The organism is Cellulomonas alba (assembly GCF_030362835.1).
Taxonomy (GTDB): domain Bacteria; phylum Actinomycetota; class Actinomycetes; order Actinomycetales; family Cellulomonadaceae; genus Cellulomonas; species Cellulomonas alba.
On the sequence record NZ_JAUCGQ010000002.1, the window covers coordinates 75,048 to 101,678 of the forward strand.

The 26,631-nt window shown below is 75.1% G+C and carries 22 protein-coding genes; 19 read left to right on the forward strand and 3 right to left on the reverse strand.

Features of this window, described 5'->3' with window-relative positions; genetic code table 11:
• Position 1 precedes the first annotated feature (1 nt).
• The 11 genes from QRT04_RS13075 to QRT04_RS13125 are packed head-to-tail and all read left to right on the forward strand — an operon-like array spanning position 2 to position 13,480.
• A complete protein-coding gene (locus QRT04_RS13075; protein WP_289455895.1) occupies positions 2-250 on the forward strand; it encodes a hypothetical protein in 249 nt (82 codons plus the stop codon).
• The gene (locus tag QRT04_RS13080; RefSeq protein WP_289455896.1) at positions 247-3,168 is read left to right on the forward strand and encodes a hypothetical protein; all 2,922 of its coding nucleotides are present in this window, start codon (positions 247-249) and stop codon (positions 3,166-3,168) included. The genes QRT04_RS13075 and QRT04_RS13080 overlap by 4 nt, the downstream gene beginning before the upstream one ends.
• The gene (locus tag QRT04_RS13085; RefSeq protein WP_289455898.1) at positions 3,165-4,430 is read left to right on the forward strand and encodes a hypothetical protein; all 1,266 of its coding nucleotides are present in this window, start codon (positions 3,165-3,167) and stop codon (positions 4,428-4,430) included. The genes QRT04_RS13080 and QRT04_RS13085 overlap by 4 nt, the downstream gene beginning before the upstream one ends.
• A complete protein-coding gene (locus QRT04_RS13090; RefSeq protein WP_289455899.1) occupies positions 4,427-4,921 on the forward strand; it encodes a hypothetical protein in 495 nt (164 codons plus the stop codon). Before QRT04_RS13085 ends, QRT04_RS13090 begins: the two co-directional genes overlap by 4 nt.
• A 6-nt stretch (positions 4,922-4,927) precedes the next feature.
• Entirely contained in the window at positions 4,928-5,530 is a 603-nt protein-coding gene (locus tag QRT04_RS13095) for a hypothetical protein (RefSeq protein WP_289455901.1), read from the forward strand.
• Entirely contained in the window at positions 5,527-7,632 is a 2,106-nt protein-coding gene (locus tag QRT04_RS13100; RefSeq protein ID WP_289455902.1) for a head GIN domain-containing protein, read from the forward strand. Before QRT04_RS13095 ends, QRT04_RS13100 begins: the two co-directional genes overlap by 4 nt.
• 1 nt (position 7,633) lies before the next feature.
• Complete coding sequence (locus QRT04_RS13105) at positions 7,634-7,960, forward strand: hypothetical protein (protein ID WP_289455903.1); 327 nt, start codon at positions 7,634-7,636, stop codon at positions 7,958-7,960.
• A 10-nt stretch (positions 7,961-7,970) separates the two neighbouring features.
• On the forward strand, positions 7,971-8,567 hold the full coding sequence (locus QRT04_RS13110) for a hypothetical protein (protein ID WP_289455904.1): 597 nt from the start codon (positions 7,971-7,973) through the stop codon (positions 8,565-8,567).
• Positions 8,564-10,027: a baseplate J/gp47 family protein gene (locus QRT04_RS13115; RefSeq protein WP_289455905.1), complete on the forward strand. Its 1,464-nt coding sequence runs from the start codon at positions 8,564-8,566 to the stop codon at positions 10,025-10,027. Before QRT04_RS13110 ends, QRT04_RS13115 begins: the two co-directional genes overlap by 4 nt.
• Positions 10,024-12,285: a hypothetical protein gene (locus tag QRT04_RS13120; protein ID WP_289455907.1), complete on the forward strand. Its 2,262-nt coding sequence runs from the start codon at positions 10,024-10,026 to the stop codon at positions 12,283-12,285. The genes QRT04_RS13115 and QRT04_RS13120 overlap by 4 nt, the downstream gene beginning before the upstream one ends.
• A 22-nt stretch (positions 12,286-12,307) precedes the next feature.
• A complete protein-coding gene (locus tag QRT04_RS13125; RefSeq protein WP_289455908.1) occupies positions 12,308-13,480 on the forward strand; it encodes a hypothetical protein in 1,173 nt (390 codons plus the stop codon).
• 127 nt (positions 13,481-13,607) lie between these two features.
• Here the strand turns inward: QRT04_RS13125 and QRT04_RS13130 are convergent, their stop codons facing one another.
• The 3 genes from QRT04_RS13130 to QRT04_RS13140 form a co-directional block, all read right to left on the reverse strand.
• Positions 13,608-14,360: an AfsR/SARP family transcriptional regulator gene (locus QRT04_RS13130; protein ID WP_289455909.1), complete on the reverse strand. Its 753-nt coding sequence runs from the start codon at positions 14,358-14,360 to the stop codon at positions 13,608-13,610.
• Positions 14,361-14,438: 78 nt separating this feature from the next.
• Positions 14,439-16,352 carry a DUF4914 family protein gene (locus tag QRT04_RS13135; protein WP_289455910.1) on the reverse strand — a complete coding sequence of 638 codons (1,914 nt, stop codon included), beginning with the start codon at positions 16,350-16,352 and terminating at the stop codon, positions 14,439-14,441.
• Positions 16,353-16,497: 145 nt separating this feature from the next.
• Positions 16,498-17,499: a magnesium transporter CorA family protein gene (locus QRT04_RS13140; protein ID WP_289455911.1), complete on the reverse strand. Its 1,002-nt coding sequence runs from the start codon at positions 17,497-17,499 to the stop codon at positions 16,498-16,500.
• 101 nt (positions 17,500-17,600) lie between these two features.
• Here QRT04_RS13140 and QRT04_RS13145 point away from each other — a divergent pair, with 101 nt between their 5' ends.
• The 8 genes from QRT04_RS13145 (at position 17,601) to QRT04_RS13180 (ending at position 26,614) form a co-directional block, all read left to right on the forward strand.
• Positions 17,601-18,728 carry a MalY/PatB family protein gene (locus QRT04_RS13145; protein WP_289455912.1) on the forward strand — a complete coding sequence of 376 codons (1,128 nt, stop codon included), beginning with the start codon at positions 17,601-17,603 and terminating at the stop codon, positions 18,726-18,728.
• A gap of 71 nt (positions 18,729-18,799) precedes the next feature.
• Positions 18,800-20,368, forward strand: coding sequence for a DUF7937 domain-containing protein (locus QRT04_RS13150; RefSeq protein WP_289455914.1), 1,569 nt, complete (start codon positions 18,800-18,802; stop codon positions 20,366-20,368).
• 9 nt (positions 20,369-20,377) lie between these two features.
• On the forward strand, positions 20,378-21,502 hold the full coding sequence (gene rlmC, locus QRT04_RS13155; protein ID WP_289455916.1) for a 23S rRNA (uracil(747)-C(5))-methyltransferase RlmC: 1,125 nt from the start codon (positions 20,378-20,380) through the stop codon (positions 21,500-21,502).
• 2 nt (positions 21,503-21,504) lie between these two features.
• Positions 21,505-22,698 (forward strand): flavin-containing monooxygenase, encoded by a 1,194-nt coding sequence (locus QRT04_RS13160; RefSeq protein WP_289455917.1) that lies wholly within the window; start codon positions 21,505-21,507, stop codon positions 22,696-22,698.
• 155 nt (positions 22,699-22,853) lie between these two features.
• Entirely contained in the window at positions 22,854-23,903 is a 1,050-nt protein-coding gene (locus QRT04_RS13165; protein WP_289455918.1) for an extracellular solute-binding protein, read from the forward strand.
• Positions 23,900-24,811, forward strand: a complete 912-nt coding sequence (gene cysT / locus QRT04_RS13170; RefSeq protein WP_289455919.1) for a sulfate ABC transporter permease subunit CysT — start codon at positions 23,900-23,902, stop codon at positions 24,809-24,811. The genes QRT04_RS13165 and cysT overlap by 4 nt, the downstream gene beginning before the upstream one ends.
• On the forward strand, positions 24,804-25,679 hold the full coding sequence (locus QRT04_RS13175; protein WP_289455920.1) for a sulfate ABC transporter permease subunit: 876 nt from the start codon (positions 24,804-24,806) through the stop codon (positions 25,677-25,679). The genes cysT and QRT04_RS13175 overlap by 8 nt, the downstream gene beginning before the upstream one ends.
• Positions 25,676-26,614 (forward strand): sulfate/molybdate ABC transporter ATP-binding protein, encoded by a 939-nt coding sequence (locus tag QRT04_RS13180; RefSeq protein WP_289455921.1) that lies wholly within the window; start codon positions 25,676-25,678, stop codon positions 26,612-26,614. The genes QRT04_RS13175 and QRT04_RS13180 overlap by 4 nt, the downstream gene beginning before the upstream one ends.
• Positions 26,615-26,631: the final 17 nt, after the last annotated feature.

Consider the following 26,631-nt stretch of genomic DNA (forward strand, 5'->3'; position numbering starts at 1 on the left):
CGTGACTCTCGCGCCGCAGGCGGGGCCGACGGTCGTCCAGCGGACCGGCCTCGCGCTGGTCCACGAGGGCGAGCTCGTCGTGCCCGCACAGGGCTCCGAGGCGGTCCTCTCGGTGCTCAACGGCGACGGGACGCTCGTGCTCGAGTTCCCGATCACGGTCGAGGTGCGCGTCCTCCCGGCGTGCGACCCCGACCAGCACGCCGACCGCACGCTCGACCGCCTGACCCGCGCCTTGGAGGGGCTGGCATGACGACCCTGCGCTTCCCGACCCGCGTGGTGCTGACCGTCGCGGACGACCGGCTCGACGACGACCTCGTCGCGCTCGCGGTCGACGCGGCGGACGCAGCCCTCACGCGGGCGGTGCGGCGCGCCGGGGCGCTCGACGTCGTGCGGACGTCGGCGGCCGAGCCGGGGGACGTGCGGGTCGGCGTCGAGCTGCGCGGGGACCCGCTGCCCGAGACCGTCGACGCGGCGCTGCGGCGTGGGCTCGGCGCGCTCGCGACGGCCCGTGCGGCCGCGCTCGCGGCGGTGCCGACGCCGCGCGGCCGATCGGATGCGGCCCGCGGGCCGTCGGGCGAGTCGGCGAGCGAGCGGGCGGCCGAGCAGCTCGACCCCGACCTGCTGCTCGGCGGCTTCGCGGCCGTCGACGACGCCTACCTCGTGGCGAGCTACGACGAGGGCGGTCGACGCGTGGCGCTGCCGATCGGCGGCAGCGGCCGGGGGGACGAGCGTGCGCGGACGGGTGCGGTCCAGCAGGTCCGCGTGCAGCTCGTCGTGATCCGCAGCGTGGCGGAGCTGGAGGCGCGCCTGCGCGACCGGTACGGAGACGCGGTGCCGAGCCGCGTCGTCGTGCTCTCGGGGCTCGACAGCGGCGCCGCCGTGCTGACGCTCGTCCGGTGGCGGAACGGCGCGGTCGCGGAGCGCGAGGGCATGGGGACGCTCGCGATGTACCAGCCGCCCACGGGCGCCGGCGCGGGGCGGTGGCGGCAGACCTCGCTCCTCGACCTGACCCAGATCTCGTTCGCCGGCCGGGCGGACGACGAGGCCGAGCGCACGCGCTGGCGCATCCGGATGCTGCTGCAGCTCGCGCGGAGCCGTGGCGCCGACGGCATCCCCGAGGCGGACCTCCGCCAGGCGGCCGCGCTGGTGGTGGCGACGATGCCCCAGGTCGCGCCGATCACGTCGTACTACTGGATCGAGGGCAGCGCGTTCGCGGCGCAGCTCATGGAGGTCGACCAGCCGCCGCAGCTCACCGACACGCTGCCGGTCGTCGCGTTCGTCGAGCAGGTCGCGACCGACGTCACCACGCCCGAGGAGCACGCCACGCCGGCGCTGCCGCTGGGGGAGCTCACGTTCGGGTTCGACCCCGACGTCGCGCGCCCGTTCCTCGCCGAGCCGCCCGTAGAGTTCTGGCCGCTCGGCGTCGGCGCGCGGCTCGAGCACCTGATCGGGGAGATCGCGGCGATCCTCGGGATGCCTGCCGGCAGGTTCCCCGGCATGTTCCTGCTTGCGGCGCTCGTGCGGATCGGCCAGATCGCGGCGGGCGTCGGCGCGATCGTGGCGACGGGCGAGGGCACCCCGGCCGACAGCCCGCGGCTCGCCCGGCTCCGCACGGCGATCTCGGCGTACGAGCCGATGACGCGCCTCGAGCTGCTGTACACCGCCCTGGTCGCCGGCGCAGACGAGGGCGGCACCGCGCCGCCGCCGCTGCGGCACAACAGCGCGAGCTGGCTGCTGCACTTCTACGAGGAGTACTTCTCGCGGCGCGACGGCTCCGTCCGCGACCTGTTCGTGGCCGCGTGCCAGGACCAGCTCCTCGACGTGCTCGAGACGAGCCACCGCGAGCTCGTCCAGCGCCGCCGCAACCTCTCGGCCTACCTCCGGCTGACGCGCGTGCTCGTGCTGCTGCTGCTCGTCGACGACGTCGAGCTCTCCGAGCTCCGCCGGCTCCTCGTCGAGCGGATCGACCAGGAGCGCGCCGAGCAGGTCGTCGACGTCGCCGTGCCCGGCGCCGGCCCGCTCGAGCAGTGGTGGTCGTCGACCTCGGTGGTGCTGGGGTCGCTCGGGCACGTCGAGACCGGACCGGTCCCGGTGACGGGACGCGGGTCGCTGCGCCGCACGCGGGACGGGTGGCAGGTGCAGGACAGCGTCGGGCGCTGGTGGACGCGCGGCGACCTCGAGGCCGTCATCGCGGGCGGGCGGCAGGAGGCGTTCGCGGTCGACCCGTTCCTCGAGAAGCTCGCCGACCTCGACGACGTGATCGAGCGGATGCGCACCGTGGGCGCGGACGGCCTGGAGGACGAGTTCGGCCGCCTGCTCGACGAGCTGCGCAGCGAGAACGAGGACAAGACGCGCGACGTCCGGGGCGACCGCGACATCGCGTTCGGCCTCGCCGCGGTCTCCGAGGCGCCGCGCAGCGAGCTCGGCGGCCAGCTCTCGGGCATCCACGAGCTCGCCGACCACGAGCTGCGGCCGCTGTTCACCGGGCCGTCCGCCGAGGTGTACGACACGGGTCTGCGCGCGCTCATCGGCGTCGAGCTCGGCAAGGCGGCGTTCCTCGAGTTCATCAACGTGGTCGGGCTCGTCGCGCTCGCGATCGTGTGCCCCGAGGCCGCGCTCGTCATCGGCGCGGTCCAGGCCGTCGACGCCGTGGACACCGCGCTCGAGCACCGGGGGATCCAGCGCGCGATGCTCGGCGGCGACCGGATCATCACGCACGCGCAGGCCGAGGCCGAGCTGTGGGGCGCGGCGATCGGCGCGGCGCTCGTGTTCGTGCCCGAGGTGCCCGGCCTGCTGCGCGGGACCGCGCGCGGCGTCGGCGCCGTGGTCCGTGGCGAGGCGCGCGAGGCGGTCGCGACGGCGGGGCGCGAGGTCGCCGAGAACATGGCCCGCCACATCGCCGAGCTCGCGGCCCGCGACCTCGTGGTGACGTTCGCGCGCGAGTGCCTGCAGGGGTACCTGCTGAACCTCGTCATCAACGCGGCCATCCAGCGGTTCGCGCAGACGATCGCGCGCGAGGTCGAGGTCACGGGGCACGCGTCGCTCGGCGACATCACGCGGCTCGTCGGCGACGCCATCGCCGGACCGGCACCGGTGACGCCGGCCCCGGCCCAGGGCGCGGGCGGCGCCGGCGGCGGCGCCGGCGGGATCACGCAGGTGACGCCATGACCGTGCTCGAGCACCTGACCCCCGAGGCGGTCGAGACCGTGGTGCGCAGCCACCCGCGCCTGTCGGCCGCGGTCGCGGAGATCGCGGGCCGCACGGGCCTGCCGGAGGACGTGGTGCGCTCGCACCTCACCGAGTCGCTGCGCGAGTCGCTCGAGCGGCTCGGCGAGGCGTACGTCGGCCACACGACGGAGACGATCACCGCGATCGAGGGCCTGCGCCGGGAGATCGACGCGTTCTACGACCGCGTGCTGACCGGCGGCGACCCGAACCCGAGCGTCGAGCACCTGCAGGACCTGTTCCGCCAGCTGCACGACAAGGCCCGCGACCTGAGCGACCCCCAGACGTGGGCCAACGAGCAGCCCGCGACGCCGGTCGAGCCCGCGCACCCGCCGGTCGAGCCCGTGACGCCGCCCGTCGAGCCGGCCCGGGCTCAGGACGGACCCGTGGACGTGGCCGACCCCACCGCCGAGGCGCCCACCCTCGAGCCCGAGCCGGCCGCCGCCGCCGTCGAGCGCGCCCGCGCGATCGAGACCCTGCGCGGCCACGCGCGCGAGCAGGTCGAGGCGATCGAGGCCGAGATCCGCGCGAGCGACGCGGCGAGCTCGGCGACCCAGCAGCAGATCATCGACCTGAACCGCGAGCTGTCCCGGCGCGGTGTCGACGTGGCGCTGCTCCGCGACCCGCGGTACGTCGAGCGGTTGTCGCCCGAGCTGCGGGCCCTCGCGGAGCGCCGCGCCGATCTGATCGACGAGAACAAGGCTCGCGTGCTGGACCGGCGTCAGCTCGGCGAGCGGGCAGCCACGTGGCGCCGAGCGGTCGGCTCGGACCTCGTCGCGCGGCGGTACCTCGAGCTGCGGAGGCGGACGCCGGACCGCGCCGCCCGGCAGCGTTCGGCGGCGGTGGCGGCGGACATCCTCGGCGTCCCGAACACCGAGCTCAACCCGACCCGGCCCGACCACATCGTCCCCGTCCTGGAGGTCGTCGGGATGGACAACTTCGTGCTGCTCCCCGACGACGTCGCGCTCGGGATCCTGAACGACCCGGCCTACATCGACCACCTCAACGAGAGCGCGAACTCCTCGAAGAGCGACTGGGCCTGGGACGACTGGCCGCAGTGGCAGAACCACGGCGTCGACCCGATCCTGCGTGCGGACCGCATCGCGCGCTCCGCGGAGATCCGCGCGGAGATCCGGCAGCGGATCCAGACCGCGGTCAGTCGCCTGGTCGGCTCGGGGAACCTCCCGCCGGTGGTGACGCCATGACCAGCAGCTACCAGTCCTACCTGCACACGCCGAGCGCGGTCCTGTCCGACGGCATCGTGATCGTGCCGCTCTGGTCGGTGACGCAGATGTCGATCGAGGAGACGTACTCGCTGCCGCAGATCGGCGGGACGAGCCGCAAGGCGGCGGTCGCGAGCCACGACGACACGATCTCGATGACGGCCGTGCTGCTGGGTGCCGAGCGGTTCGCGTGGAAGCTCGCGCTCGAGAACCTCGCGGAGTCGTCGCGCCGCGGGACGGCCCTCCAGAAGCTCACGCAGGGAGCGGTCGGCGGGCTGATCCTCGTCACGGCGGCGACCATCCGCACCGACCTCGCGGTGCAGTCGCTCGGGATCACGCTCTCGGCGGCGCGCCGCGACACGCTCGACGTCACGCTGCGGATGGCGCACCTGCCGCGCCCCGGCAGCCTCGCCAAGCTGCTCGACATCGCGTCCGTGGGGGTCGGTGCGCTCACCGACCTGCTCCCGAGGTAGGCCGACGTGGACCCGCTGCCCCCGCTCCTGACCCGCCCCGAGGCGCTGCTCGCGGACGTCGCGCCGGACGTGCTCGCCGAGACGTCCCCGTCCACCGTCGAGACGACCGTGCGCCAGGCGCTCGACACCGGCGTGCCGGCCCGCATCCCGCTCACGGGTCAGCGCGCGCTCGTGCTCGCGGTCGGGCTCGGCAAGGCGCGCGAGCTGATGGCCGCCGACCCGTCGGCCGTCGCGGTCGACCTCGCCGCGAGCGGCACGCCGGCGGAGCCCGACCCGGACCGGCCCGTCGCCCGCCTCACGCTGCTCGACGGCGCGACGCTCGGCGACACCGTGCGCGTGGTCGCTGGCGTCCGCAGCACGCTCGCCGTCGCGGGCGGCGCGGCCGTCGAGGTCGTGGTCGACGCGCTGACGATCACGGCGGGGTCGCTGCGCAGCCCGGGCCAGTACGGCAGCAGCATCACGCTGCGCTGGCGCACGATCGGCACGGCTCCCGACGACGGCCCGCCGCCGGCGCCCGGCGACCCGTCGCTGCCGCGGTTCACCGTCTGGCACGAGCGCACCGAGAAGGAGCGCCGGACCCGTCACGGACGCAGCTGGAGGCGGCGATGAGCTTCGACCTGATGGGCGCGGTCGGTGGCGCCCTCGGTGGGCTGACCGGACAGGACGGCCCCGACGTGACGCCTGGCGCCGTCGGGGCGTGGGCGCTGCTGGTGTACGCCGACCAGGCGGGCGACCTGTCCGGGCAGCCGCTGCTCTCGATCGGCTCCGACACGTACGACGGCACGATCAGCGCGTCGCTCCCGGCGGGGCTCGACGGCGGCTCGTACGAGGTGGTCGTCGAGGGCATGACCGACGACGACTACGCCAAGCTCCGCTCGGGCGGCGACCTCGCGGCGCGGCTGCACCTGTGGTGGAAGGACTCGCCGTCGGGCGTGCTGGGCGACCTCGCGAGCTTCACGGGCTTCACCGACCCGCTGGGCGTCGTCGCGCCGCAGCCGCCCGAGCACTCGCTCGTCGCCGAGCTCCGGGTCGACCGCATCTCGCGGCGCGCGGGGGAGCGGCGCTACGAGGCGGTGCTGACGCTCGTCGAGCGCGTCCTCGCCCGCACCCGGACGGCACGCGTCCAGGGCGCGTGCTACGACGACCTCGGGAGCGTGCTCGACGCGCTCGCGCGCGCCGCGGGCATCACGGTCACGCAGCACCAGGTCAGCGACGTCACGCCGCAGGGCAACGACCCCAGCTGGGCCTCGGTCGCGCCCGGCACGGTGCTCCAGGCGCTGCGCGGTCAGGGCCAGCACGGCGACGGCACGCTGGGCCAGGTGCGCGACGGCCTGCGCGCCTACGGCCCGTCGGTCGCGCTCGTGCGGGACGGGGCGCTGCACGTCGGCCGGTGGGACGACCCCGCGCTGCCGCACCGCACGCTCGACGAGACGGGCGGGCTCGTCAAGATCGAGCGCGGCACACCGCGGGCGCGCGACGAGAAGGCGGGCGACCCGCCCGCCGGCGCCCCGGCGTCGCGCGAGGCGGTCACGCTCACCGCGCTCGGCCGGCCCGACATCAAGCCCGGGGACACCGTGACGGTCGGGCTGCCGCCGGCGGACTTCCCCGCGACGACCGACCGCTCGAGCATCGGTGCCGCGCTGCTCACCACGCTCACCGGGGTCGTCACGGACGCGCTCGGCGCCGACGACGAGGTCCTGACCAGGTCGTGCCTCGTCGTCGACGTCGCGCACCGGCTGTCGCGCCGCAGCGGCTTCGTCACGACGATCCACGCGGTGGTGCTCGCGTCGGACGACGACCACGGCTGGGACGCGGTGCAGACGTCGACGCCGCCGGCCCCCGCGCACGACGCCGCGCCCACCGACCGGGGCACGGGCTCGACCGACGCCGCGCAGGCGACGGCCCGCCGCATCCACGACGCCGTCGCGGCGGCCCTGCCGCGCACGCCGCACAAGGTCGCGCAGATCCGCACGCACCCCGGGACCGACGAGGGCAGCCAGGACGCCGCGAACACGAGCACTGTCTGGTACGCCGACGCCGCAGGCGACGGCCTGCCGGCGGCCGCGCAGCGCGTCGCGATCACGCAGGACCGCCACGGCGAGCTGCGCGAGGTGCCGTACCTGTCGCCGTTCGCGTGGGGCCACTACGGGCTCGCGCTCCCGCGGTACCCGGGCACGCGCGTGCTGCTCGCGACGGTCGAGGGCGAGCAGGACCAGGTCGACGTCGGCGCGCTGTGGGACCGCACGACCGGGGGGCCGCCCGCGCTCGCGGGCGACTGGTGGCTCGTGCTGCCGATCGACCCGGCGAACCCGAGCGACATCGGCGGCGGCGACGGCACCGCGACCGACGGCGCGGCGGTGCACGACCTCACCGACCAGCACGGACACCGGCTCATCGAGACGCCGCAGTTCGTCGTGCGCGTCACCGACCAGGCGACGCAGGGCGGCACCCGGCCCGACCCGGACGACTCGGTCGACACGGGCTCGATCACCATCGAGAACAAGTCCGGGGGCAACACCGCGCAGGTCGTGCTCAAGTCCGACGGCTCGATCACCGTCAAGGGCACCTCGATCACGCTCGACACCGACGGCCAGGGCGACCTGACGCTCAAGGGCAGCAGCATCACGCTCGACACGGGCGGCTCGGGCGACGTCTCGATCAAGGCGAGCAACGTCAAGGTGCAGGTCAGCGGCACGATGGACGTGAGCTGAGATGGCGACGATCGTGACCAAGGCCGGCTCCATCAAGTGCGCCGACAGCGGCACCGCGACCCTGAGCAGCTCCGCGAAGCTGACGGTGAGCGGCCAGGCCGCGCTGCTGTTCTCGGGCGTCTCGACGTTCACGCCGATCAGTGGCTGCACGTTCACGACGCCGTCGGGCTCACCGAAGCCGTGCTCGACCCTGACAGCCTCGAGCGGGCAGTCGACCAAGCTCACGGCGGGGTCCCAGCCCGTCCTGCTGTCGAGCGCCTCGATCATCACCGACAACCCCGGCACGGTGACCGTCACCGCCGGCCAGTCCAAGCTCACGGCGTCCTGAGGAGCGCGCGATGACCCCCGACGTGACCCCCGACCTCGCCATCCGCCGGCGGCGCCTGCTCGGCGTCGGCGTCCGCGCCGACCTCGTCTCGTCCGCCGACGTCGCGCGCGACGTGACGCTCGTGCCGACGGCCGGCGGCGTCGACCTCGCCACCGTCGAGGGCGTCGACAACCTGTGCCAGTGCCTCGCGGTCGGGCTGACGACGCTGCGCGGCTCGGACGTCTTCAACCAGCGGTTCGGCTTCCTCGGCCTGACGCCGCTGACGCAGCAGACGTCGCCCGTGCTCGCGCGCGAGGGCGTGCGCAGCGCGGTCGCCGAGTTCCTCGCCTCCGACCCGCGCGTGCGGCGGATCGTCGAGCTCCAGGTCGACGACCCGCTCGCGGCGCCGACCGGCGCGTCGCGCCGCGTGCTCGACGTGCACGTCGCGTTCGAGGCCGTGAGCGGCGACGCCGCGGTGCTCGGCACGGGCGGCCTCGCGTCGGGCGGCGACTGGGGCGCCGTCCCGCTCGACCCGGCGGGCGACGTCCAGCTCACCGGCGGCGCCGCGACCTCGACCACCGACCCGTCTGGCCCGTCCGAACCGTCCGGCACTGGAGGTGCCCCGTGACCGACAGCCTCGACCTCACCGACGTGCTCGCGATCGACGACGCGGTGACCCGTAGCACCGGCAGCGCGCAGTTCGGCGTCACGGCGGCCGGGTACCTGCCCAAGCCGTTCACACGGCTGCTCGCCGAGAAGATCGCTCTCGCGCAGCAGGTGATCGACCCCGACCTCGACCTGTCGAGCGGCAGCGTGGTGCGCAAGCTCCTCGAGATCGCGAGCCTCGAGGACGCCCGCACGTGGGCCGCGCTCGGCGCGGCGTACGACGACTGCTTCGTGACGAGCGCGACGGGCCGGGCGCTGTCCGACCTCGGCGCAGAGCTGGGGATCGCGCGGCCGTTCCGGTGCGCGACCGGCTCGGTGACGCTCACCGTCTCGGGCGCCGTGCCGACCTCGGTCGCGCCGGTGACGATCCCGCGCGGCGCGCGCCTCACGACGAGCGGCGGCCACCGGGTCGCGCTCGCGTCGACGGTCGTGCTCAACGTCGGGACGACGTCCGTGGCCGCGCCCGTGGTGAGCGTCGACCCGGGCGAGGCGGGCAACCTCGACCCGACGCACGACGACGGCGCCGGCGGCCACCCGCAGAAGCTCGACCGCTGGGAGACGGCCGACGTCAAGCTCACGGCGCTGCTCGAGGCGGACGACGTGGCGGGGCTCGCGCCCGACGCGTCGGCCACGGGCACCGGGCTCGTGCGCATCCAGCACACCGCGGCGCTGACCGGCGGCGAGGTCCCGTGGGACGACGCGCCGTACCGCGCTCTGCTGCTCCGCGCGCCGCGCGGCCTGTGGAGCGTCGACGCGATCGCCGCGACCGTCGCGCTCGTGCCCGGCGTCCGGCAGGTCGCCGTGCGGGACGGCTGGGGCGGGCTGGACCTGTCCCAGTCGATCTTCGGCGACTTCGACTTCATCGAGCGGCTGTTCGCGGCGGAGCGAGACATCGCGAGCCCGTACTTCGTGCGGGTGCTCGTGGCGCCGACCGACGCAGCGATCTGGGACGGGCCCGGCGGGCTGCGCGCCGCGGTCGAGACGGCGGTCCGGGACGTCCGGCCCGTCGGCATCTTCCCCGAGGTGGTCGAGGCCGACCAGGTGTACGTCGCGGTGCAGGCCGACGTCGTCACGCGCGGGCTCACGCTGCCGACGGGGTCGCCCGCCACCGTGAACGCGAACCCGGCGGCCGTCGCGCTCAAGGCCCGGCTCGTCGACCGGCTGCACGGCGTGGTCGACGGCCTCGCGCTCGGCGAGCCGGTGCGCGTCGCCGCCGTGCTGCACGCGCTGATGAGCGAGCCGGGCGTCACCGACGTCGTGCACCTGCGGCTGGTGCGCTACCCCCGCGAGGTGGACCGGATGGGCTCGACCATGGATGTCGACGCGACGCCCCAGGTGCTGGGCCGGGACGAGAACCTCACGCTCTCGGGCGACCAGATCGCGGTGCTCGTCGACCGCCCGGACCTGGTGGTGGTCCGGTGAGCGTCGTGACGCCGACGGGCGCGGCGAGCCTGGCAGCGGCCGCCGACGAGCTGATCGGGCCGCTGTCGGACGCGGTGCGCCCGCACCCGCTGCCGTGGGCGCAGGTGGTCGACCCGGGCGCGCCGCACCACCCGGGGCCGCCGCGGCCCGAGGACCTCGTCACGGTGCCGCAGTTCGACACCGGCGGCGTGACGCGCCACCCGGTGCTGCTGCTGCGCCTCCTGACCGACCTGGGGGACGACGCGATCGAGGTCAGCGCGACGATCGGGGGAGCGTCGCCGGTCACCCTGACGTTCGCGCCGTGGAGCGAGCACGGGAGCTCGCTCCTGCTCGCGGTCCCTGCGACGGACGCGGGCGGCGCTGCGGCCTCGATCGGCGGGTCGCTCACCGCGAAGCGCACCCACCCGGACGGCACCGCCGACGGGCTCTCCGACGGCGCGGTCGTCACCACCTTCGCCGTCGACCTCGTGCAGGGCGTCCTGGGCCGCCTCGCGCTGGTCCTGCTGTCCGAGAAGCCGCGGCTGCGCCGGGAGGCGCGCGAGCTGCGTGCGTCGCGCGTGCTCGACCACGCGCGGCTCGGCACCCTCGACGCGATCGGCGCCGACCTGGGCGTGCCGCGGCTGCGCGAGGAGATCGCGTGGGACGCGGCGACGCGTCAGGTCGCCGCCCAGCCTCTCGCCGGCGGCGAGGTCGACCTCGACTACCGCGCGCGGCTGCGCGTCGTCCGTGGGGTGCGGCTGCCGTCGCCGACCTGGATCGACGCGACGACGAACGGACCGGGAGGGCCGAGCGACCCGGGCCGCGGCTGGCTCGCCGAGGTGGGGTTCACGACGCGCCTCACGGTCGACGAGACGGCGAACCCGCTGCTCGTCGCGTTCCGGGTGGTCGACCCGACGCGCGGCGCGGGCCGCACCGAGCTGCTCGACGCGGTGCGCCGCCTGCACCTCGTCTGGCCGGCCGGTGCGCCGGGCGACGCGGTGCACGCGCAGCGGATGCTCACGCCCGCCGCGGCGGCGCGCGCGACGACGGCTCGCGCCGCGCTCGCGACGCTCGGGCTGCCCGCCGACCAGCCCGTCGCGCCGTCGGTCGCGAACGCGCTCGCCCGGCTCGTCGACCTGCAGACGCAGCTCGGCGTCAGCGTGTTCACGCAGGCGCTGACCGGCCAGCGCGACGACGGCGGCAGCCGGTTCGAGCTCGGCCTCGGCGTCGCGCTCACGCCGCCGACGACCGCGGCGATCGGCTCGGCCGTGACCAAGGCGCAGGCGCTCGACCCCCGGCTGGGTGCGGTCGGCGCGGCCGACGACCCGGTCGCGTCGTGGCTCCTGCGCGCGGCGGGCATGCGGACGGCGCACGCGACGGCGGACGGGACCGTCTACGCGAGCCCGGTGTCGGTCGGTGGGCTGGTCGTCGACGTCGCCCCGGGTCCCGGCGGCCCCGGGCCGCTCACGTTCACGGCCCGGATCGAGGGGCCGGACGCCGACCACGACGGGCCGGTCCAGGCGATCGTCGACGCCCTCGCGGCCGACGCGCTCACCGCGCTGTCGCCCACGGACGCCGCGGCACGGCTCGCGGGCATGAAGGTCAGCTCGGCGGACCCGAGCATCGACGCGGCGCTCGCGGCGCTCGACCTGCCGCGGGTCACCGACGTGGCGGACGTGCAGCAGCGCCTCGCGCGGGTCGCCGTGCGCGACTACGTCGTGGTGGACCTCGGGGCGACCACCGGCGCGCTCGTCGGTGACCACCAGCGGCTGGACGACCTCGTGGCCGTCGCGGCACGCGGGGGAGCGAGCAGCGCGCTGCCGTTCGTCACCGCGACCGGAACGCTCGCGTTCGCGTTCGGCGTCGTCGACCTGCCGCTCGCGGGCAACAACCTCTCGTCGCGGCACACGGTCGCCTACCGGTGGCAGGTGCACGGCCTCGTCGACCGCGGGCTGCGCGTGCGGCCCGTGCTGGGCCCGAGCACGACGCTCGCGTCGGCGGGCGAGGGCGTGAGCGTCGTCGCGTGCGTCGCGTACGTCCGCACGGGCGGCAACGACCCGTACGAGTGGCGCGCGACGCTGCCCGACGACGCGCTCCTGACGCTGCGCCAGTACGAGCACCTGATGAACGTCGTCGAGCTCGCGACGCCCGTGGGCGTGCGCGCCGACACGTGGGAGATCCGGCGGCGGCACGTGAGCGTCGACGGTTCCACGACGCCGACCCCGCTGAGCCCGTCGGCGGCCCGCACCTACCACCGCTACCGCCCGCTGCACCCGTAGGCACCACCACCGGAGGCTTCCCATGAGCACCTCGAACGTCTGGACCGAGACGATCGGCACCGACCCGGACGCCCTCGTCAGCGGGCTGATGAGCAAGGGCATCGAGAAGTACGACGCCCTGCGGCTGATCAACAACCTCGTCGCGGTCAACCTCGGCCAGTCGCCGCGGCACTTCACGTTCTCGTCGGCGCTGCCCACGTCGACGGCGGCCCCGTGCGCGCCCACCTTCGCGCGCACGTTCGACCATCAGGACTGGGTCGACGGCGAGAGCACCGTGCAGGCCGGCGAGAGCGCCGACGACAAGGGCTTCAACTGGCGGTTCCACGCGATCGCCGCCGACCTCGACGCGCTGCACACCGACACGCAGAACCTGTTCCAGTGCCTCTCGACGCTGCGGGCGCAGCTGGTGGCGGCGTTGCAGGACGTCGCCGCCGAGCTCAACCGGATCGACGCGGACATGGCGGGACTCGGCGAACGGGTCCAGCCGAAGAACCAGTGGGAGACGTTCGTCGACGCCCCGCAGTTCCTGGGGGTCCGCGACCTCGACGGCTCGAAGGTCACGATGTGGAAGACGGGCCAGAACGTCGTCGTCCTGCCGGGCGTCGACACGGTCGGCCTCCAGGAGACCGTGTCCCAGCGCGTCGCGACCGGCGGCCAGGTCGCGCAGTACGCCACCGAGAACCCGCAGTTCGGCAAGGACGTGCAGGCCGGCCAGACGGTGCAGGCCCTCATCGACAAGTACGGCAACGAGCACCTGGCCGACGGCCGCACGGTCGCGCAGGCGCTCAACGTGCTGCCGCTCACCTCGACGTACGCCGACCCGGCCACGCTCGTGACGGCCGTGAACGGCCAGGAGCAGGCGTTCCTGCGCAGCACGGTCGGCTCGGTGGACGCGGTCGGCGCGGTGGTGGGCGTGACGTCGACGGGCGCGCCGCTCAGCACCGCGAGCGCGTACTCCGTGGTGAGCGGCGTGGTCGGCGCGCCCGCCGTGACCGGCACCGAGACGGCGGCGGGCAGCCGCGCGACGCTCAACGCGGGGCTCAACGCTGCAGGGTTCGCGACGGTCGCCGACTTCTCCGGCAAGTCCGCGAGCCAGATCGTCGCGGCGCTCGGCAAGCAGGGCATCACCGTGACGGACGCCCAGGCCGGCAACATCGTCGCGCAGGCGCAGATGATCGCGGGCTTCGGCGGCTGACCCGGCCCGGCGGGGTACGGGCCCGCGGAGGTGGTGCTCCGACGGCCGGGGCGGTCGATCCGCTCCGGCCGCCGGGCGTCCAGGGGCCGCGGGCGTCGGGGCGGAGCGGGCCCGCCGCGTGCCGGGGCTACAGCGCCGCGGGGTCGACGCCCGCGCGCGCGAGCAACGCGCCGGTGTCGGGCGACGGGGGGACCCCGAGCTCGGTCGCGAGCACGTCGCGGCAGCGGCGGTAGGTGCGCACGGCCTCGACGAGGTTGCTCTCCGCGAGGTGCAGCACGATCACGGTCCGGTACGCGCTCTCGCGCAGCGGGTCGCCGCCGAGCGCGCGCAGCGCGACGTCGAGGGCCTCGCCGTGCCGCCCGGCCTGCGACCACGCGAGCGCGATGACGTCGAGCGCGTGCAGGCGCAGCTGGCGCAGCCGCTCGCGCTCGAAGAGCACCCAGTCGTCGTACCAGCCGGGCAGCAGCTCGCCCGCGCGCAGCACGGCGTCGAAGTCGCGGGGGAAGGGCGCCTCGTCGTCGACGACGCGGCGCGCGCTCGCGGCGAAGCCCCGCACGTCGACGCGCACGTCGGGGCTCAGCGCGAGCACGCCGCCGACGTCGCGCACGAGCCCCGGCCGGGCGCGCTGCACGCGCCAGAGCGTCGAACGGAGACTGCCGGCGGCCTGGAGCTCGGCGGCGTCCGACCACAGCGTGCCCGCGACCGCGTGCCGCGACGTGCGGCCCTGCAGCGCGAGGTACGCGACGAGCCGTCGGCCGCCGACCGGCAGCGGCACGGGCGTCCCGTCGTGCTCGACGCGGCAGCCGCCGAACAGCGCGACCTCGGTGCCGGCGGCCCGCGCCCCCGAGCCGACCGACGGCCGCGTCGCCGTCACGCTCATGGCTGCCCCCCGATCGCCACGTCCTGACCGTGAGGAGTCGCGGCGCCCAGGCGTGGATACCTGAGCGCCGCCCGCAGGTCAGACGTACATCGGCGTGAGTGCCTCGTACTCCTCGACGCTCGCGTCGCGCAGCACCGCCTCGATGATCGCGCGGCCCAGCGGGTCGAGGTCGGGCGTGAGGAACTGCGCGAGCTCGGCCTTGAAGAACGACGTCAGGACCTGTGCGCCCGCGTCGTACGCCTCGACGCCGACGTGCGACTGGAGCTCGGGCGCGAGCAGCGACTTGCGGATCGGCTGGCCGTCGAGCTTCATCTCCGCCAGGGCGTAGCCGAGCAGCGGGCAGCGCGCCGGCTCGAGCTGCTCGGGGCGGACCCGCCCGCCGCCGCGCCGTGCGAGGTACTCGCGCGTGAGCCACTCGGCGGCGAAGCCGACGTGGTACGCGCCGACGTGCTGGTTCGGCGTGAGCGCGTACCGCGTGCGCGGCGCGGCCAGCAGCTGGCGCAGCAGCAGGTTCGCGGACTCGACCTTGGTGCCCGTCGAGAACGGCCAGAAGGAGCCGACGCCCTCGGACACCAGCCCGCCGTGCGCGATGACGCACGCCTCGGCGCGCGACTCGCCGATCGACGGGTTCTTGTCGCCGCGGGGCGCCACCAGCCGCCACACCCACGCGAGCGCGGGCGGCACGAGGTGGGTGACGCCCATGATCCCGTAGCTCGGGTTGTCGCGGGTGCACGCGGGCATCCGGACGCCGAACGTGCGCACGTCCACGCGCGTCGGCTCGGAGATGACGTCGGGGAACGCGTTCCGGTCGATGACGACCCGGGGGTTGGGGCACGGCTTGCCGGTCGAGTCGAGCGTGTGCTCCCACGGCAGCGCGGTCGCGTCGGGCATGCCGTCGATGTTGAAGAACACGAGCGGCTTGGCGGGGTGGATGCACGCGCGCTCGAGGTGCTCGTCCTCGCCGTACGACCGGATGTTGTCGACGCGCACGAACCAGCCGGCCTCGGCGTCGGCGATCACGAGCCGCCCGCTGTCGTCCTGCAGTGCCGACGCGCACAGCGTCATGTCGTCCGTCACGGGTGCGAGCGCGCTCGACTCGGCGAGCGTCATGCGGATCTCGCCGCCGGTCACGACGTTGCGGCCGAGCAGGATGCGCCCGTCGTCCTCGCGGCGGAACTCCTGGCACATCTCGGACTTGCCGCCGCCCGAGGCGCCCTCGTGCATGACGACGGTGTCGTTGTCGTACGGCGTCGTCACCCGCACCGCCGACGCGTGCGTGGTGAGCCACCCCTCGCGGCCGCCGATGTCGAGGAGCACGGAGAAGACGCCCTTCTTGGCGCTCGGGCCGGGGTAGAGGTTGTAGGCGAACACCTCGTGCAGCTCGGGCGTGCGGTCGTGCACCACGACCTGGCGGCCGCCGAACGCGGTGTGCCGGAACGGCGGGGCGACGTAGAGGATCGCGCGCGGCGTGAACGCACCGAGCTCGTCGAACGTCACCCAGCCCTGCAGGTCGACGAGCGCGAGCGCGAAGAAGGCGGCGTTCGCCGGCACGATCGCGACCGACGGCGAGCCGTGCACGGGGCCGCCCGCGCGGAACGGCACGACGACGAGGTCCTGCGTCGCGAGCCAGTCGAGCGTGGCCTGCTTGGTCGGCGCGAACTCCGCGCCGAACACGTCGCGGTAGCGGGCCTTGTCGGACGGGAGGTCGTCCGCGATGTGCATGCAGTCGGGGTCGCGCCGGCGCATGTAGTCCTCGGGGTAGTTGACCGCGAGGCCGTTGCGGCAGCGCGTCACGGTCGCCTCGACGACGGGGGTGCCCCCGTCGTCGTAGGACACCTCGTGGACGGGTCCGCCGCACGGGCCGAGCGCGAGCCGGTAGAGCTCGTCGCGGTCGGCCGGGACGACGACCGAGGGGCTGGCGTCGACCGCGGCCCGGACCGCGGGCGGCAGCGTGACGTCGGGCAGTCGGACGGCAGCGGTCATGACGGACATGCGGGGCTCCTCGGTCCGGGCGACAGGCGGCCTTGAGGCTCGCCTGAATGACGCTTTGCCTGCAGATTACGAATCCGCAGGCCGCTCGAACCGGGACTTCCGTCGCGTCTTCGCGGCCGCCCGATGCCGCCTCAGCGTCCCGCCGTCACCACCAGCCCTGCCGCTTGGCCCACGCCACCAGCGCCAGCGACATCGCGACCATGATCGCGAGCGACACCGAGAGCTCCACCACCCGGGTGTGCTGGTTGACGATGAAGTTCATGCCGAAAACCGAGGCCAGCGCTGTGATCGGCAGCGTCACGACCGCGATCACGGCGAGCCGTTCGGCCGCGATCGTCATCTTCGTGTCGGTGCGCGTGCGGTAGTACTCGATGACGCCTTGCAGGTACTCCTTCTCCTCGGCCGCGAGCCCGGCGAGGCGGTCGTACTGGTCGACGAGGTCGCCCACCAGATGGCGGCTCTCGGCGGGGATGTGCTGGCTCGACAGGCGCTCGACGCGGCGGTAGATCTGCGCGGTCTGCGCCGCGATCGTCGTCACCGCGAGCAGGCCGTGACGCGTGCGGAACAGCTGGTCGAGGAAGTCCTCGGACTCGTCGTGCTGGCCGGTCGTGACGCGGCGCTCGAGCACGGCGACCTGCGCGGCGAGCGTCTCGATGAACCGTTCCATGCGGCGCGTCATGGTCGAGACGATCGCGTGCGAGACGTCGAACGGCGTGCGCGGTCGCAGCCGGCCGGACCGCAGGCGCTCGAGGACCTCGCGGGTGTCGCGGAGCGCGGCGTCCTCGCTCACCTCGTCGTCGTAGGGGCCGTGCACCGTGACCAGGTAGTTCGGCCCGACGACCCGGTCGAGCTCGACGTGGTGCACGCGTCCCTGCGAGCCGAGCTCGGGCGCGTGCAGCACGAGGAACAGCGAGTCGGGGTAGGCGTGCACCTTCGGCAGCCGGTTGTGGACCGCGCAGTCCTGGACCGCGAGCGGGTGCAGCGCGAACACGTCCGCCAGGACGCGCGCCGCCTCGTCGTCCCAGCCCGGAACGTCGACCCAGACGATCGTGCCGGCCTCGCCGCCCGGCCTGCGCCGGAGCAGCGCGGGCAGCTCGTCGACGCTCGCGTCGCGGACCCCGTCGTGCGTGATGACGTGCACGTCCATGCGGCACCTCCGGTCGTCGGCGTCATCCTGACGCGCCCTCGGCCGCCCCGCCAGGGGGCGGCCGGCGCGGCGCGTGCCCGCGTGCTCGGTAGCGTCGGCGCATGACGATCTTCGACCGCGTGCCCCTGTCCGACCTGCGCCGACGGACGAGCGAGAAGTGGCGGCGGTACCCGGCCGACGTGCTCCCGCTGTGGGTCGCGGAGATGGACGTGCCGGTCGCCGACGTCGTCGTCCGGGCGGTGCACGACGCGCTGACCGCGGGCGACACCGGTTACCACGAGGGCAGCGCGCTCGCGGAGGCCCTCGCGGAGTTCGCGGCGAAGCGGTGGGCGTGGCAGGTCGACCCGGGGCGCGTGCGGCTCGTGCCGGACGTGATGCAGGGGATCGCGGAGGTCGTGCGCGTCGTCACCGGGCCCGGTGACGCGGTCGTCATCAACCCGCCGGTGTACCCGCCGTTCACCTCGTTCGTCGAGCACGCGGGCCGCCGGGTCGAGCACGCGCCGCTCGGCGCCGACGGCCGCCTCGACCTCGCACAGCTCGACGCGGCGTTCGCGCGCGCCACGGCGGGCGGGGGCCGCGCGGCCTACCTGCTGTGCCACCCGCACAACCCGACGGCCGCGCTGCACACGCGCGACGAGCTGGCCGCCGTCGGCGAGCTCGCGGCGCGGCACGGCGTGCAGGTGGTCGCCGACGAGATCCACGCTCCGGTCGTGCTCGACGGCGAGTTCGTGCCGACCACGACCGTGGTCCCGGGCGCGATCGCGCTCCACTCGGCGTCGAAGGCGTTCAACCTCGCGGGCCTGCGCGCTGCGGTCGTCGTGCCGGGCCCCGACGCCGACGTCGCCGGCATCTCGCCGGTGCTCGCGGACGGCGTCTCCCACGTCGCGGCCATCGCTCAGGTCGCGGCGTACCGCGACGGCGGCGCGTACCTCGACGAGGTGCTCGACGGCCTGCGCGCCAACGTCACGACCCTGCAGTCGCTGCTCGCGTCGCAGGTGCCGGCCGTCGCATGGCGGCCGCCCGCCGCGACGTACTTCGCGTGGCTGGACCTCGGCAGCATCACGGACGACCCGGACCCGGCGCGCGCACTCCTGGCCCGCGGGCGCCTGGCGGTCAACCGCGGGCCGTCGTTCGGGCCGGGCGGCGAGCACCACGTGCGGCTGAACCTCGCCGCGTCGACCGAGGTGCTGACCGAGGCGGTGCGCAGGATCGCGGCGACGTTCGCCTGACCGCCCGATCCGCGCGTGGTAGAACCTCGACCACGCCGGTGCACCCGACCGCGGGCGAGAAGAGGTCGACGATGAGCACGCCCCACGACGTCCCGGTGACGCCCGCGCCCGGCGCCGCGTGGCGGCGGCCGAACCCGTTCGGCGACGTCCCGGCGCGGGACTACGCGACCGACGCGGTCGCCCTCGTGCTGCTGTGCGTCTCGCTCGGGCTCGCGTGGTCGTTCCACGACCGAGCGTGGCAGCGGGTCGACGTGGTGCTGGTCAGCGCGGTCTCGGTCGCGTCGCTCGCGGTCACGTACGTGGTGCGGGCGCGCGGCGGCTCGCTGCGCACCGCGCTGCGCGTCCGCGCGTGGTTGGGCCTTCCGTACGCGGTGTGCGTGCTGGCGTCGGCGGCGGTGGACGCGGTCGGCGCGTTCGCGCTGCGGATCACGGGGCCGACGCTGCCCGGCGGCCTCGGGCCGGCCGTCGCCGTCGGCCTCGCCGGGGCGGCGCTCGCGGCCGCTCCGCGCGCGGCCGAGTCGGCCGACGCGGCGCTCGCCGGCGCGGCCCGCCGCCTCGCGCGGTCGATCCTCGGCGGCCTGCTCGCCGGCGTGGTGGTGCTGCAGGCCCTGACGCTCGGAGCGCTGGCGTCGGGCATCGTGCGGTTCCTCGACCGCGTGGGAGCACAGACGTGGGTCGGTCTCACGGCCGACGCCGTGCTCGTGCTGCTCGTGACCGCGCTCGCGGGCGGTCCGCTGCTCGCCACGCTGCGGGGTTCGGCGCCGTGGCGCTGGGTGCTCGTGGCGATCGCGGCGACGACGACGGCGCTCACGCTCACCGACGGGTTCCCGGTCGCCACGATGCTGCCGGACGGCTCCGGCGGACCGGGCCTCGTGCTCGTGCCGGCGGCGGGTGCGGTGGCGCTCGGCGCGGCGGTCTCCGCGACGCTGCGGCGCGTCGAGCCGCCTGTGCGCGCCTGGTGCGAGGTCGCGCGCGCGGCATGGGTGGCCATCGCGGTGGCCGCGGGCGCCCTCGTGGTGATCCACCTGCTCGGGCTGATCCACCTGCTCCACACCGTCCAGCAGCTCGGCGGCGACCTCCACCCCGGGCGGGTGACCGGCCGGATCGCCCTCGTCGTCGCGCTCGACGCGGTGATCGTGGTGCTCGCGCTCGCGGCGAGCGTGGTCGTGGGGCGCCGCGGCCTCGACGCGCGGCCCGTCGGCCTGTGGCTGACCGCCGCGGCCGTGGTGGTCGGCACCGCCATCATCGCGACGCGTGGGTGGGCGCGGCCCGGGCTGACGGACACGATCGTGGCGTACGGGCTCCCGATCCTCGCGGTGCTCGCGCTGACCGTGCCCGACGCGGTCCGGGAGAGCGCGCGGCTGCCGCGCGGCTCCGCGACGTACGGGCCGGGCGTCGGTGCCGACGGGCCCGCCACGGGCGCCCACGACGGCGCCGGGGCGGCCGACCACGGCTTCACCACGGCGCAGGCCGCCGACCCCGCGACGGACCTCGCGGTGCTCGCCGCGATCGTCGAGCGCGCGCCCGAGCTGCGGCCGCTCGTCGCGGCCAACCCGTCGGCGTACCCCGACCTGCTCGCGTGGCTCGCGCAGCTCCACGACCCGGACGTCGACGCCGCTCTCGCGTCGCGGCCCTCGTAGCCTGTCGGGGTGCACTGCTCCTACTTCGACGCCGGGCTGTGCCGGTCGTGCACCTTCATGGGGCAGCCGTACGACGCGCAGCTCGCGGCGAAGCAGGCCCGGTGCGCGGCGACGCTGCCGCCCGTGGCGTGGCTCCCGCCGTTCGCCGGGCCCGAGGAGGGGTTCCGCAACAAGGCGAAGATGGTCGTCGCGGGGACGGTCGACGCTCCGACCCTCGGCATCCTGGACGCGGCCGGCACGGGGGTGGACCTGCAGGGCTGCGGCCTGTACCCGCCCGCGCTGAGCAGCGCGTTCGCGCCGCTCGAGCGGTTCGTCACGCGCGCGCGGCTCGAGCCGTACGACGTGCCGAGCCGGCGCGGCGAGCTCAAGTACCTGCTGGTGACGCTGAGCCCGGACGGCGAGCTGATGCTCCGCTTCGTGCTGCGCTCCCAGGAGGCCGTCGCACGCATCCGCAAGCACCTGCCGAGCCTGCTCGAGGAGGAGCCGCGCCTCGCGGTCGTCACCGTCAACGTGCAGCCCGAGCACAAGCAGGTGCTCGAGGGCGACCTCGAGATCCCGCTCTCCGCGGCCACGACGCTGCGCATGCACCTCGCGGGCGTCGACCTGCACCTGCGGCCGCGCAGCTTCTTCCAGACCAACACCGCGGTGGCCGACGGCCTGTACCGCCAGGCGCGCGCATGGGTCGACGAGGTCGCGCCGGCGCGGCTGCTCGACCTGTACTGCGGCGTCGGCGGGTTCGCGCTCGCGTGCGCGGCCCCGGGGCGGTCCGCCGTCGGCGTCGAGGTGAGCAAGGAGGCCGTCGAGAGCGCGCGGCAGTCGGCGGCCGAGGCGGGCGTCGACGCGCAGTTCCACGCGGGTGACGCGACCGCGCTCGCGGCGGAGCTGCTCGAGGGCTCGGACGCGCCCGACCTGGTGGTGGTGAACCCGCCGCGGCGCGGCATCGGCGCACCGCTCGCGGCGATGCTCGAGGGCTCGGACGCGCGGCACGTCGTCTACTCGAGCTGCAACGTCGACTCGCTCGCGCGCGACCTCGCGGCGATGCCGTCGCTGCGACCGGTGCGTGCGCGGCTGTTCGACATGTTCCCGCAGACGGACCACCACGAGGTGCTCGTGCTGCTGGAGCGCGCGGGGTAGCCGTGGCGACGCCCGACGCGCCCGTGCTCGTCGTCGGCGGGGGGCCCGCGGGGCTCGCCGCGGCCGCGGCGCTGCGGGCGCGGGGCGTGCCCGTCGCGGTGCTCGAGCGCGCGCCCACGGTCGGCACGTCGTGGCGCGGCCACTACGAGCGGCTCCACCTGCACACGACCCGCCGGCTGTCGGCGCTGCCCGGCCTCGCGATCCCGCGCGCGTACGGCCGGTGGGTCGCCCGGGCCGACGTCGTGCGCTACCTGGAGACGTACGCCGCGCACCACCGCCTCGACGTGCACGGCGGCGTGGACGTGGTGCGGATCGACCCCAGGGACGGGGGAGGCGCTCGCATCGCGCCGGACGCGCCGGACGCGGCGGCCGGTTGGCGGCTGACGACCGCCGACGGCGCCGTGCTGACGGCGCCTCAGGTGGTGGTCGCGACCGGGAACGCGCGGGTACCCGTCCGACCCGCGTGGGCGGACGCGTTCACCGGCGACCTGCGCCACACGGCCGACTACCGCGACGCGACGCCGTTCCGCGGCCGGGACGTGCTCGTGGTCGGCGTCGGCAACAGCGGCGCGGAGATCGCGCTCGACCTCGTCGAGGGCGGTGCCGCACGGGTACGGGTCGCGGTCCGCACGCCGCCGCACGTGCTGCGGCGCTCCACGTTCGGCTGGGCCGCGCAGCAGACCGGTCTGCTCGTGCGGCGGCTCCCCGTCCGGCTGGTCGACCGGGTCGCGACCGTGCTCGAGCGCGCCGAGGTTCCCGACCTGAGCACGCACGGGCTGGTCCGGCCGACGACGGGCCTGGCGACGCGGGCGGCGCAGGGGTCGCTGCCGCTGCTCGACATCGGGTTCGTCGACGCGCTGCGGTCGGGTCGCGTCGACGCCGTGCCGGCGGTGGCGGCCGCGGAGGGGGGCGAGGTGGTGCTCGCGGACGGCACGCGGCTCGCGCCGGACGCCGTCGTGCTGGCGACGGGGTACCGACCCGGGCTCGCGTCGCTGCTCGGGCACCTCGGCCTGCTCGACCGCGACGGCTACCCGGTCCCCCGCGCGGGCCGCGTCGCGCCGGGGCTGTACGTCACGGGCTTCACCACGCCGCTGTCGGGCATGCTCCGCGAGCTGCGGCTCGACGCGGCCCGCATCGCGCGCGCGGTCGAGCGCGAGCGACGCCTCGACGGCCACCGGCAGCCACCGGCGTCCTGATTCCGCCGCGCGAGCGGGGCGCGGGCCGCCGACAGTCCGGTCACGAGACAACCCGTCTCACTATCTGAAAAGCCTATAGATCAGGTGGGAATACTCTGTTTTGGTTCTGCCACCCGCACCGCGGGTCATACCCCCACGCAGACCAGGAGCCTGAGATGACTTCCGCCCCCCGCCGTCCCGCCCGCCACTGGGTCGCCGTCGCCGCCGGTGCGACCGCGCTGACCATGGCGCTCGCGGCCTGTGGCGGCCAGGCGAAGGCGTCGGGCTCGACCGACGGCGCATCGGCCGCCGGTGGCAAGGTCGGCATCGTCGCGTTCTCGGTGCCGAAGCCGGCGTACGACGCCGCGGAGACCGCGTTCCAGGCCACGCCCGACGGCAAGGGCGTCGAGTTCTCGGCGTCGTACGGCCCGAGCGGCTCGCAGAGCAAGGCCGTCGCCGCGGGCCAGCCCGCCGACTACGTCGGCTTCTCGGTCGGCCCCGACCTCACGCGCCTCGTGCCCGACACGGTCGACGCCGGCTGGGACTCGGGCTCCACGAAGGGCATCGTCTCGAGCTCCGTCGTCGTCCTCGTGGTCCGCAAGGGCAACCCCAAGCACATCACCGGCTGGGACGACCTCGTCAAGGACGGCGTGCAGATCGTCACGCCGTCGCCCGCGACGTCCGGCTCGGCGAAGTGGAACATCCTCGCGGCCTACGAGCACGTCATCTCCGACGGCGGCACGCCCGAGCAGGCCGAGGCCTACCTCACGAGCTTCTACAAGCACATCGTGAGCAAGCCGGAGAGCGGTGCGGCCGCGACGACCACGTTCACCGCGGGCACGGGCGACGTCCTCGTCTCCTACGAGAACGAGGCGATCGCGTCCCGCCAGAAGGGCGCCGACGTCGAGTACGTCGTGCCGAACGAGAGCGTGCTGATCGAGAACCCGGGCGCCGTCACGAAGACCGCCTCGCCCGCCGCCGCGAAGTTCCTGCAGTTCGTCGAGAGCGCGGACGGCCAGAAGATCTTCGCGAGCAAGGGCTTCCGCCCGGTCGGTGGCGTCGTCGAGCCCGGCACCGTCGAGGGGGCGACCGATCCGGCCAACCCCTTCCCGCCGGTGGCCAAGCTGACGACGATCGCGTCGCTCGGCGGCTGGGACGTGGTCGACAAGAAGTTCTTCGACAAGACCGACGGGATCGTCACGAAGATCGAGGCGTCCGCCGGATGACGACGACGCTCGACCCGACCGGCGCGGCCACCGAGGTGGCCGCGCCGGTCGGCGTCTCCGGGAAGGGCGCTCGTCGGGGCCGCGCAGCACGCCGGCGCGAGCGGACGCCCGACGTCGCCGACCAGCAACGACGGCCGCTCGGCGTCGGGTCCGGCACCGGGCTCGGAGTCCTCGTGCTGTTCCTCAGCCTCGTCGTGCTCCTGCCGCTCGCGGCCGTCGTGCTCGAGGCGGCCGGTGCGGGCTGGGGCAGCTTCTGGGACGCGATCACCACGCCGCAGGCGGTGCGCTCGCTCGTCTTCACGGTCACCGCGTCGGCGATCGTCACGGTCGTCAACGCCGTGATGGGCACCGTGATCGCGTGGGTGCTCGTCCGCGACGAGTTCCCGGGCAAGCGGCTCGTCGAGCTCGTCATCGACATCCCGTTCGCGCTGCCGACGATCGTCGCGGGGCTCGTGGTGCTCGCGGTGTACGGACGCGGCGGCGTGGTCGACCTGTTCGCGACGCGCGGCGGCGTCGTCGTCGCGCTGCTGTTCGTCACGCTGCCGTTCGTCGTGCGCGCGGTGCAGCCCGTGCTGATCGGGCTCGACCGCTCGCGCGAGCAGGCCGCCGCGACGCTCGGCGCCCGGCCGTCGACCGTCTTCCGCCGCATCGTGCTGCCGCCGCTGTTCCCGGCCATCGCGTCGGGTGCGGCGCTCGCGTTCGCGCGGGCCATGGGGGAGTACGGGTCGGTGCTGCTCATCTCGGGCGGCCTGGCGAAGACCCAGGTCTCGTCGATGTACGCCTACGGGCTGTACGAGGCCTACGACTTCCCGGGAGCCGCGGCGACCGCGACGGTGCTGCTCGTGGTGTCGCTCGCGGTGCTCATCGGGTTCGAGCTGCTGCAGAGGCGGGTGGCGCGCCGTGGCTGAGGTCGTGCTCGACGAGCCGGCGACCGGCGCACCCCCGGCGTCGCCCCCCGTTCCGCAGGGGGAGCGGGCGACCCGCGGCCGGCGCACGGTCCGCTGGGTCGCGCTCGCGTACGTCGCTGTGCTCGTGCTCGTGCCGCTCGGCGTCATCACCTGGCGCGCGTTCGAGCCGGGGCTCGCGGCGTTCTGGGACGCGATCAGCTCGGAGCAGGCCGTCACGGCGTTCCGGCTGACGCTCGAGGTGGCGCTCGTCTCCGTGCTGCTCGGCACGCTCTTCGGCGTCGGGCTCGGGCTGCTGCTCGTGCGGTTCCGGTTCCCCGGCCGCCGGCTGCTCGGCGTGCTCGCCGACCTGCCGATCGCGGTGTCGCCGATCGTGGCTGGCCTCGCGCTCGTGCTGGTCTACGGCCGCAACGGCTGGTTCGGGCCTGCGCTCGAGAGCGCCGGCATCCAGGTCGTCTACGCGGTGCCCGGCATGATCCTCGCGACGACGTTCGTGTCGCTCCCGCTCGTGCTGCGCGAGGTCGTGCCGGTGCTCGAGGAGGCCGGCACCGACCCCGAGCAGGCGGCGCGGGTGCTCGGCGCGGGGTCGTGGACCACGTTCCGCCGCATCACGCTCCCGACGCTGCGCCCCGCGCTCACCTACGGCGTCGTGCTCGCGCTCGCGCGCGCGGTCGGCGAGTTCGGCGCCGTCGCGGTCGTGTCGGGCAACGTCAGCGGCAGCGGCCAGACGCAGACGGTCACGCTCGTCATCGCCGAGCGCATCACCCAGCTCGAGCCGGGCGCGTTCCCGCTCGCGTTCGTGCTGATCCTCGTCACCGTCGCGGCCCTGCTGGTCGCGGCGCGGCTGCGTCGGAAGGACGTGAGCGCATGAGCATCCAGGCCCAGGGCGTCACCAAGCGGTTCGGGCCGTTCGTCGCGCTCGACGACGTGAGCCTCGACGTCCGTCCCGGCGGTCTCACGGCGCTGCTCGGTCCGAGCGGCGGCGGGAAGTCCACGCTGCTGCGGGTCATCGGCGGGCTCGAGACGCCCGACTCCGGCGAGGTCCGCATCGACGGACGCGACATGACGCGCGTGCCCGCGCACGAGCGCGGCGTCGGCTTCGTGTTCCAGCACTACGCCGCGTTCGAGCACCTGAGCGTGTTCCGCAACGTCGCGTTCGGGCTCGAGATCCGCAAGCGGCCGAAGGACGAGATCCGCCGCAAGGTCGGCGAGCTGCTCGAGCTGGTGCACCTCGAGGCGTTCGCCGACCGGCGGCCCGCGCAGCTCTCGGGCGGTCAGCGGCAGCGCATGGCGCTCGCTCGGGCGCTCGCGGCGGAGCCGTCGGTGCTGCTGCTCGACGAGCCGTTCGGTGCCCTCGACACCAAGGTGCGGCGCGAGCTGCGGGCGTGGCTGCGCCGGCTGCACGACGAGGTCCAGGTGACGACGGTCGTCGTCACCCACGACCAGGAGGAGGCCCTCGAGGTCGCCGACGAGGTGGTCGTCGTCAACCACGGGCGCGTCGAGCAGGTCGGGCCGCCCGACGAGCTGTACGACAAGCCCGCGAACGACTTCGTGATGGAGTTCCTCGGCCCGGTGACGACGCTCGGCGGCCGGCTGGTCCGCCCGCACGACGTGGAGATCCTGACCGAGCGCTCGGCGTCCGCCCTGCCCGCGCGGGTCGCGCGGCTGCAGAGGGTCGGGTTCGACGTACGCGCCGACGTCACGACGTCCGAGGGCGAGGCGGCGTGGGTGCAGCTCACGCGCGCGCACGCCGACGCACTGGCGCTCGCCGAGGGCGCCGACGTCTGGCTGCGCACGCGGGGCTGACGGGTCGGGCCGACGGC

Excerpts from the sequence above, each read along its gene's own strand:
- QRT04_RS13165 (WP_289455918.1), top strand. The coding sequence starts at position 22,854 with ATGACTTCCGCCCCCCGCCGTCCCGCCCGCCACTGGGTCGCCGTCGCC.
- QRT04_RS13090 (WP_289455899.1), top strand. The coding sequence starts at position 4,427 with ATGACCAGCAGCTACCAGTCCTACCTGCACACGCCGAGCGCGGTCCTG.
- QRT04_RS13145 (WP_289455912.1), top strand. The coding sequence starts at position 17,601 with ATGACGATCTTCGACCGCGTGCCCCTGTCCGACCTGCGCCGACGGACG.
- QRT04_RS13180 (WP_289455921.1), top strand. The coding sequence starts at position 25,676 with ATGAGCATCCAGGCCCAGGGCGTCACCAAGCGGTTCGGGCCGTTCGTC.
- QRT04_RS13125 (WP_289455908.1), top strand. The coding sequence starts at position 12,308 with ATGAGCACCTCGAACGTCTGGACCGAGACGATCGGCACCGACCCGGAC.
- QRT04_RS13140 (WP_289455911.1), bottom strand. The coding sequence starts at position 17,499 with ATGGACGTGCACGTCATCACGCACGACGGGGTCCGCGACGCGAGCGTC.
- QRT04_RS13130 (WP_289455909.1), bottom strand. The coding sequence starts at position 14,360 with ATGAGCGTGACGGCGACGCGGCCGTCGGTCGGCTCGGGGGCGCGGGCC.
- cysT (WP_289455919.1), top strand. The coding sequence starts at position 23,900 with ATGACGACGACGCTCGACCCGACCGGCGCGGCCACCGAGGTGGCCGCG.
- QRT04_RS13085 (WP_289455898.1), top strand. The coding sequence starts at position 3,165 with ATGACCGTGCTCGAGCACCTGACCCCCGAGGCGGTCGAGACCGTGGTG.
- QRT04_RS13110 (WP_289455904.1), top strand. The coding sequence starts at position 7,971 with ATGACCCCCGACGTGACCCCCGACCTCGCCATCCGCCGGCGGCGCCTG.
- QRT04_RS13105 (WP_289455903.1), top strand. The coding sequence starts at position 7,634 with ATGGCGACGATCGTGACCAAGGCCGGCTCCATCAAGTGCGCCGACAGC.
- QRT04_RS13135 (WP_289455910.1), bottom strand. The coding sequence starts at position 16,352 with ATGTCCGTCATGACCGCTGCCGTCCGACTGCCCGACGTCACGCTGCCG.
- QRT04_RS13100 (WP_289455902.1), top strand. The coding sequence starts at position 5,527 with ATGAGCTTCGACCTGATGGGCGCGGTCGGTGGCGCCCTCGGTGGGCTG.
- QRT04_RS13080 (WP_289455896.1), top strand. The coding sequence starts at position 247 with ATGACGACCCTGCGCTTCCCGACCCGCGTGGTGCTGACCGTCGCGGAC.
- QRT04_RS13150 (WP_289455914.1), top strand. The coding sequence starts at position 18,800 with ATGAGCACGCCCCACGACGTCCCGGTGACGCCCGCGCCCGGCGCCGCG.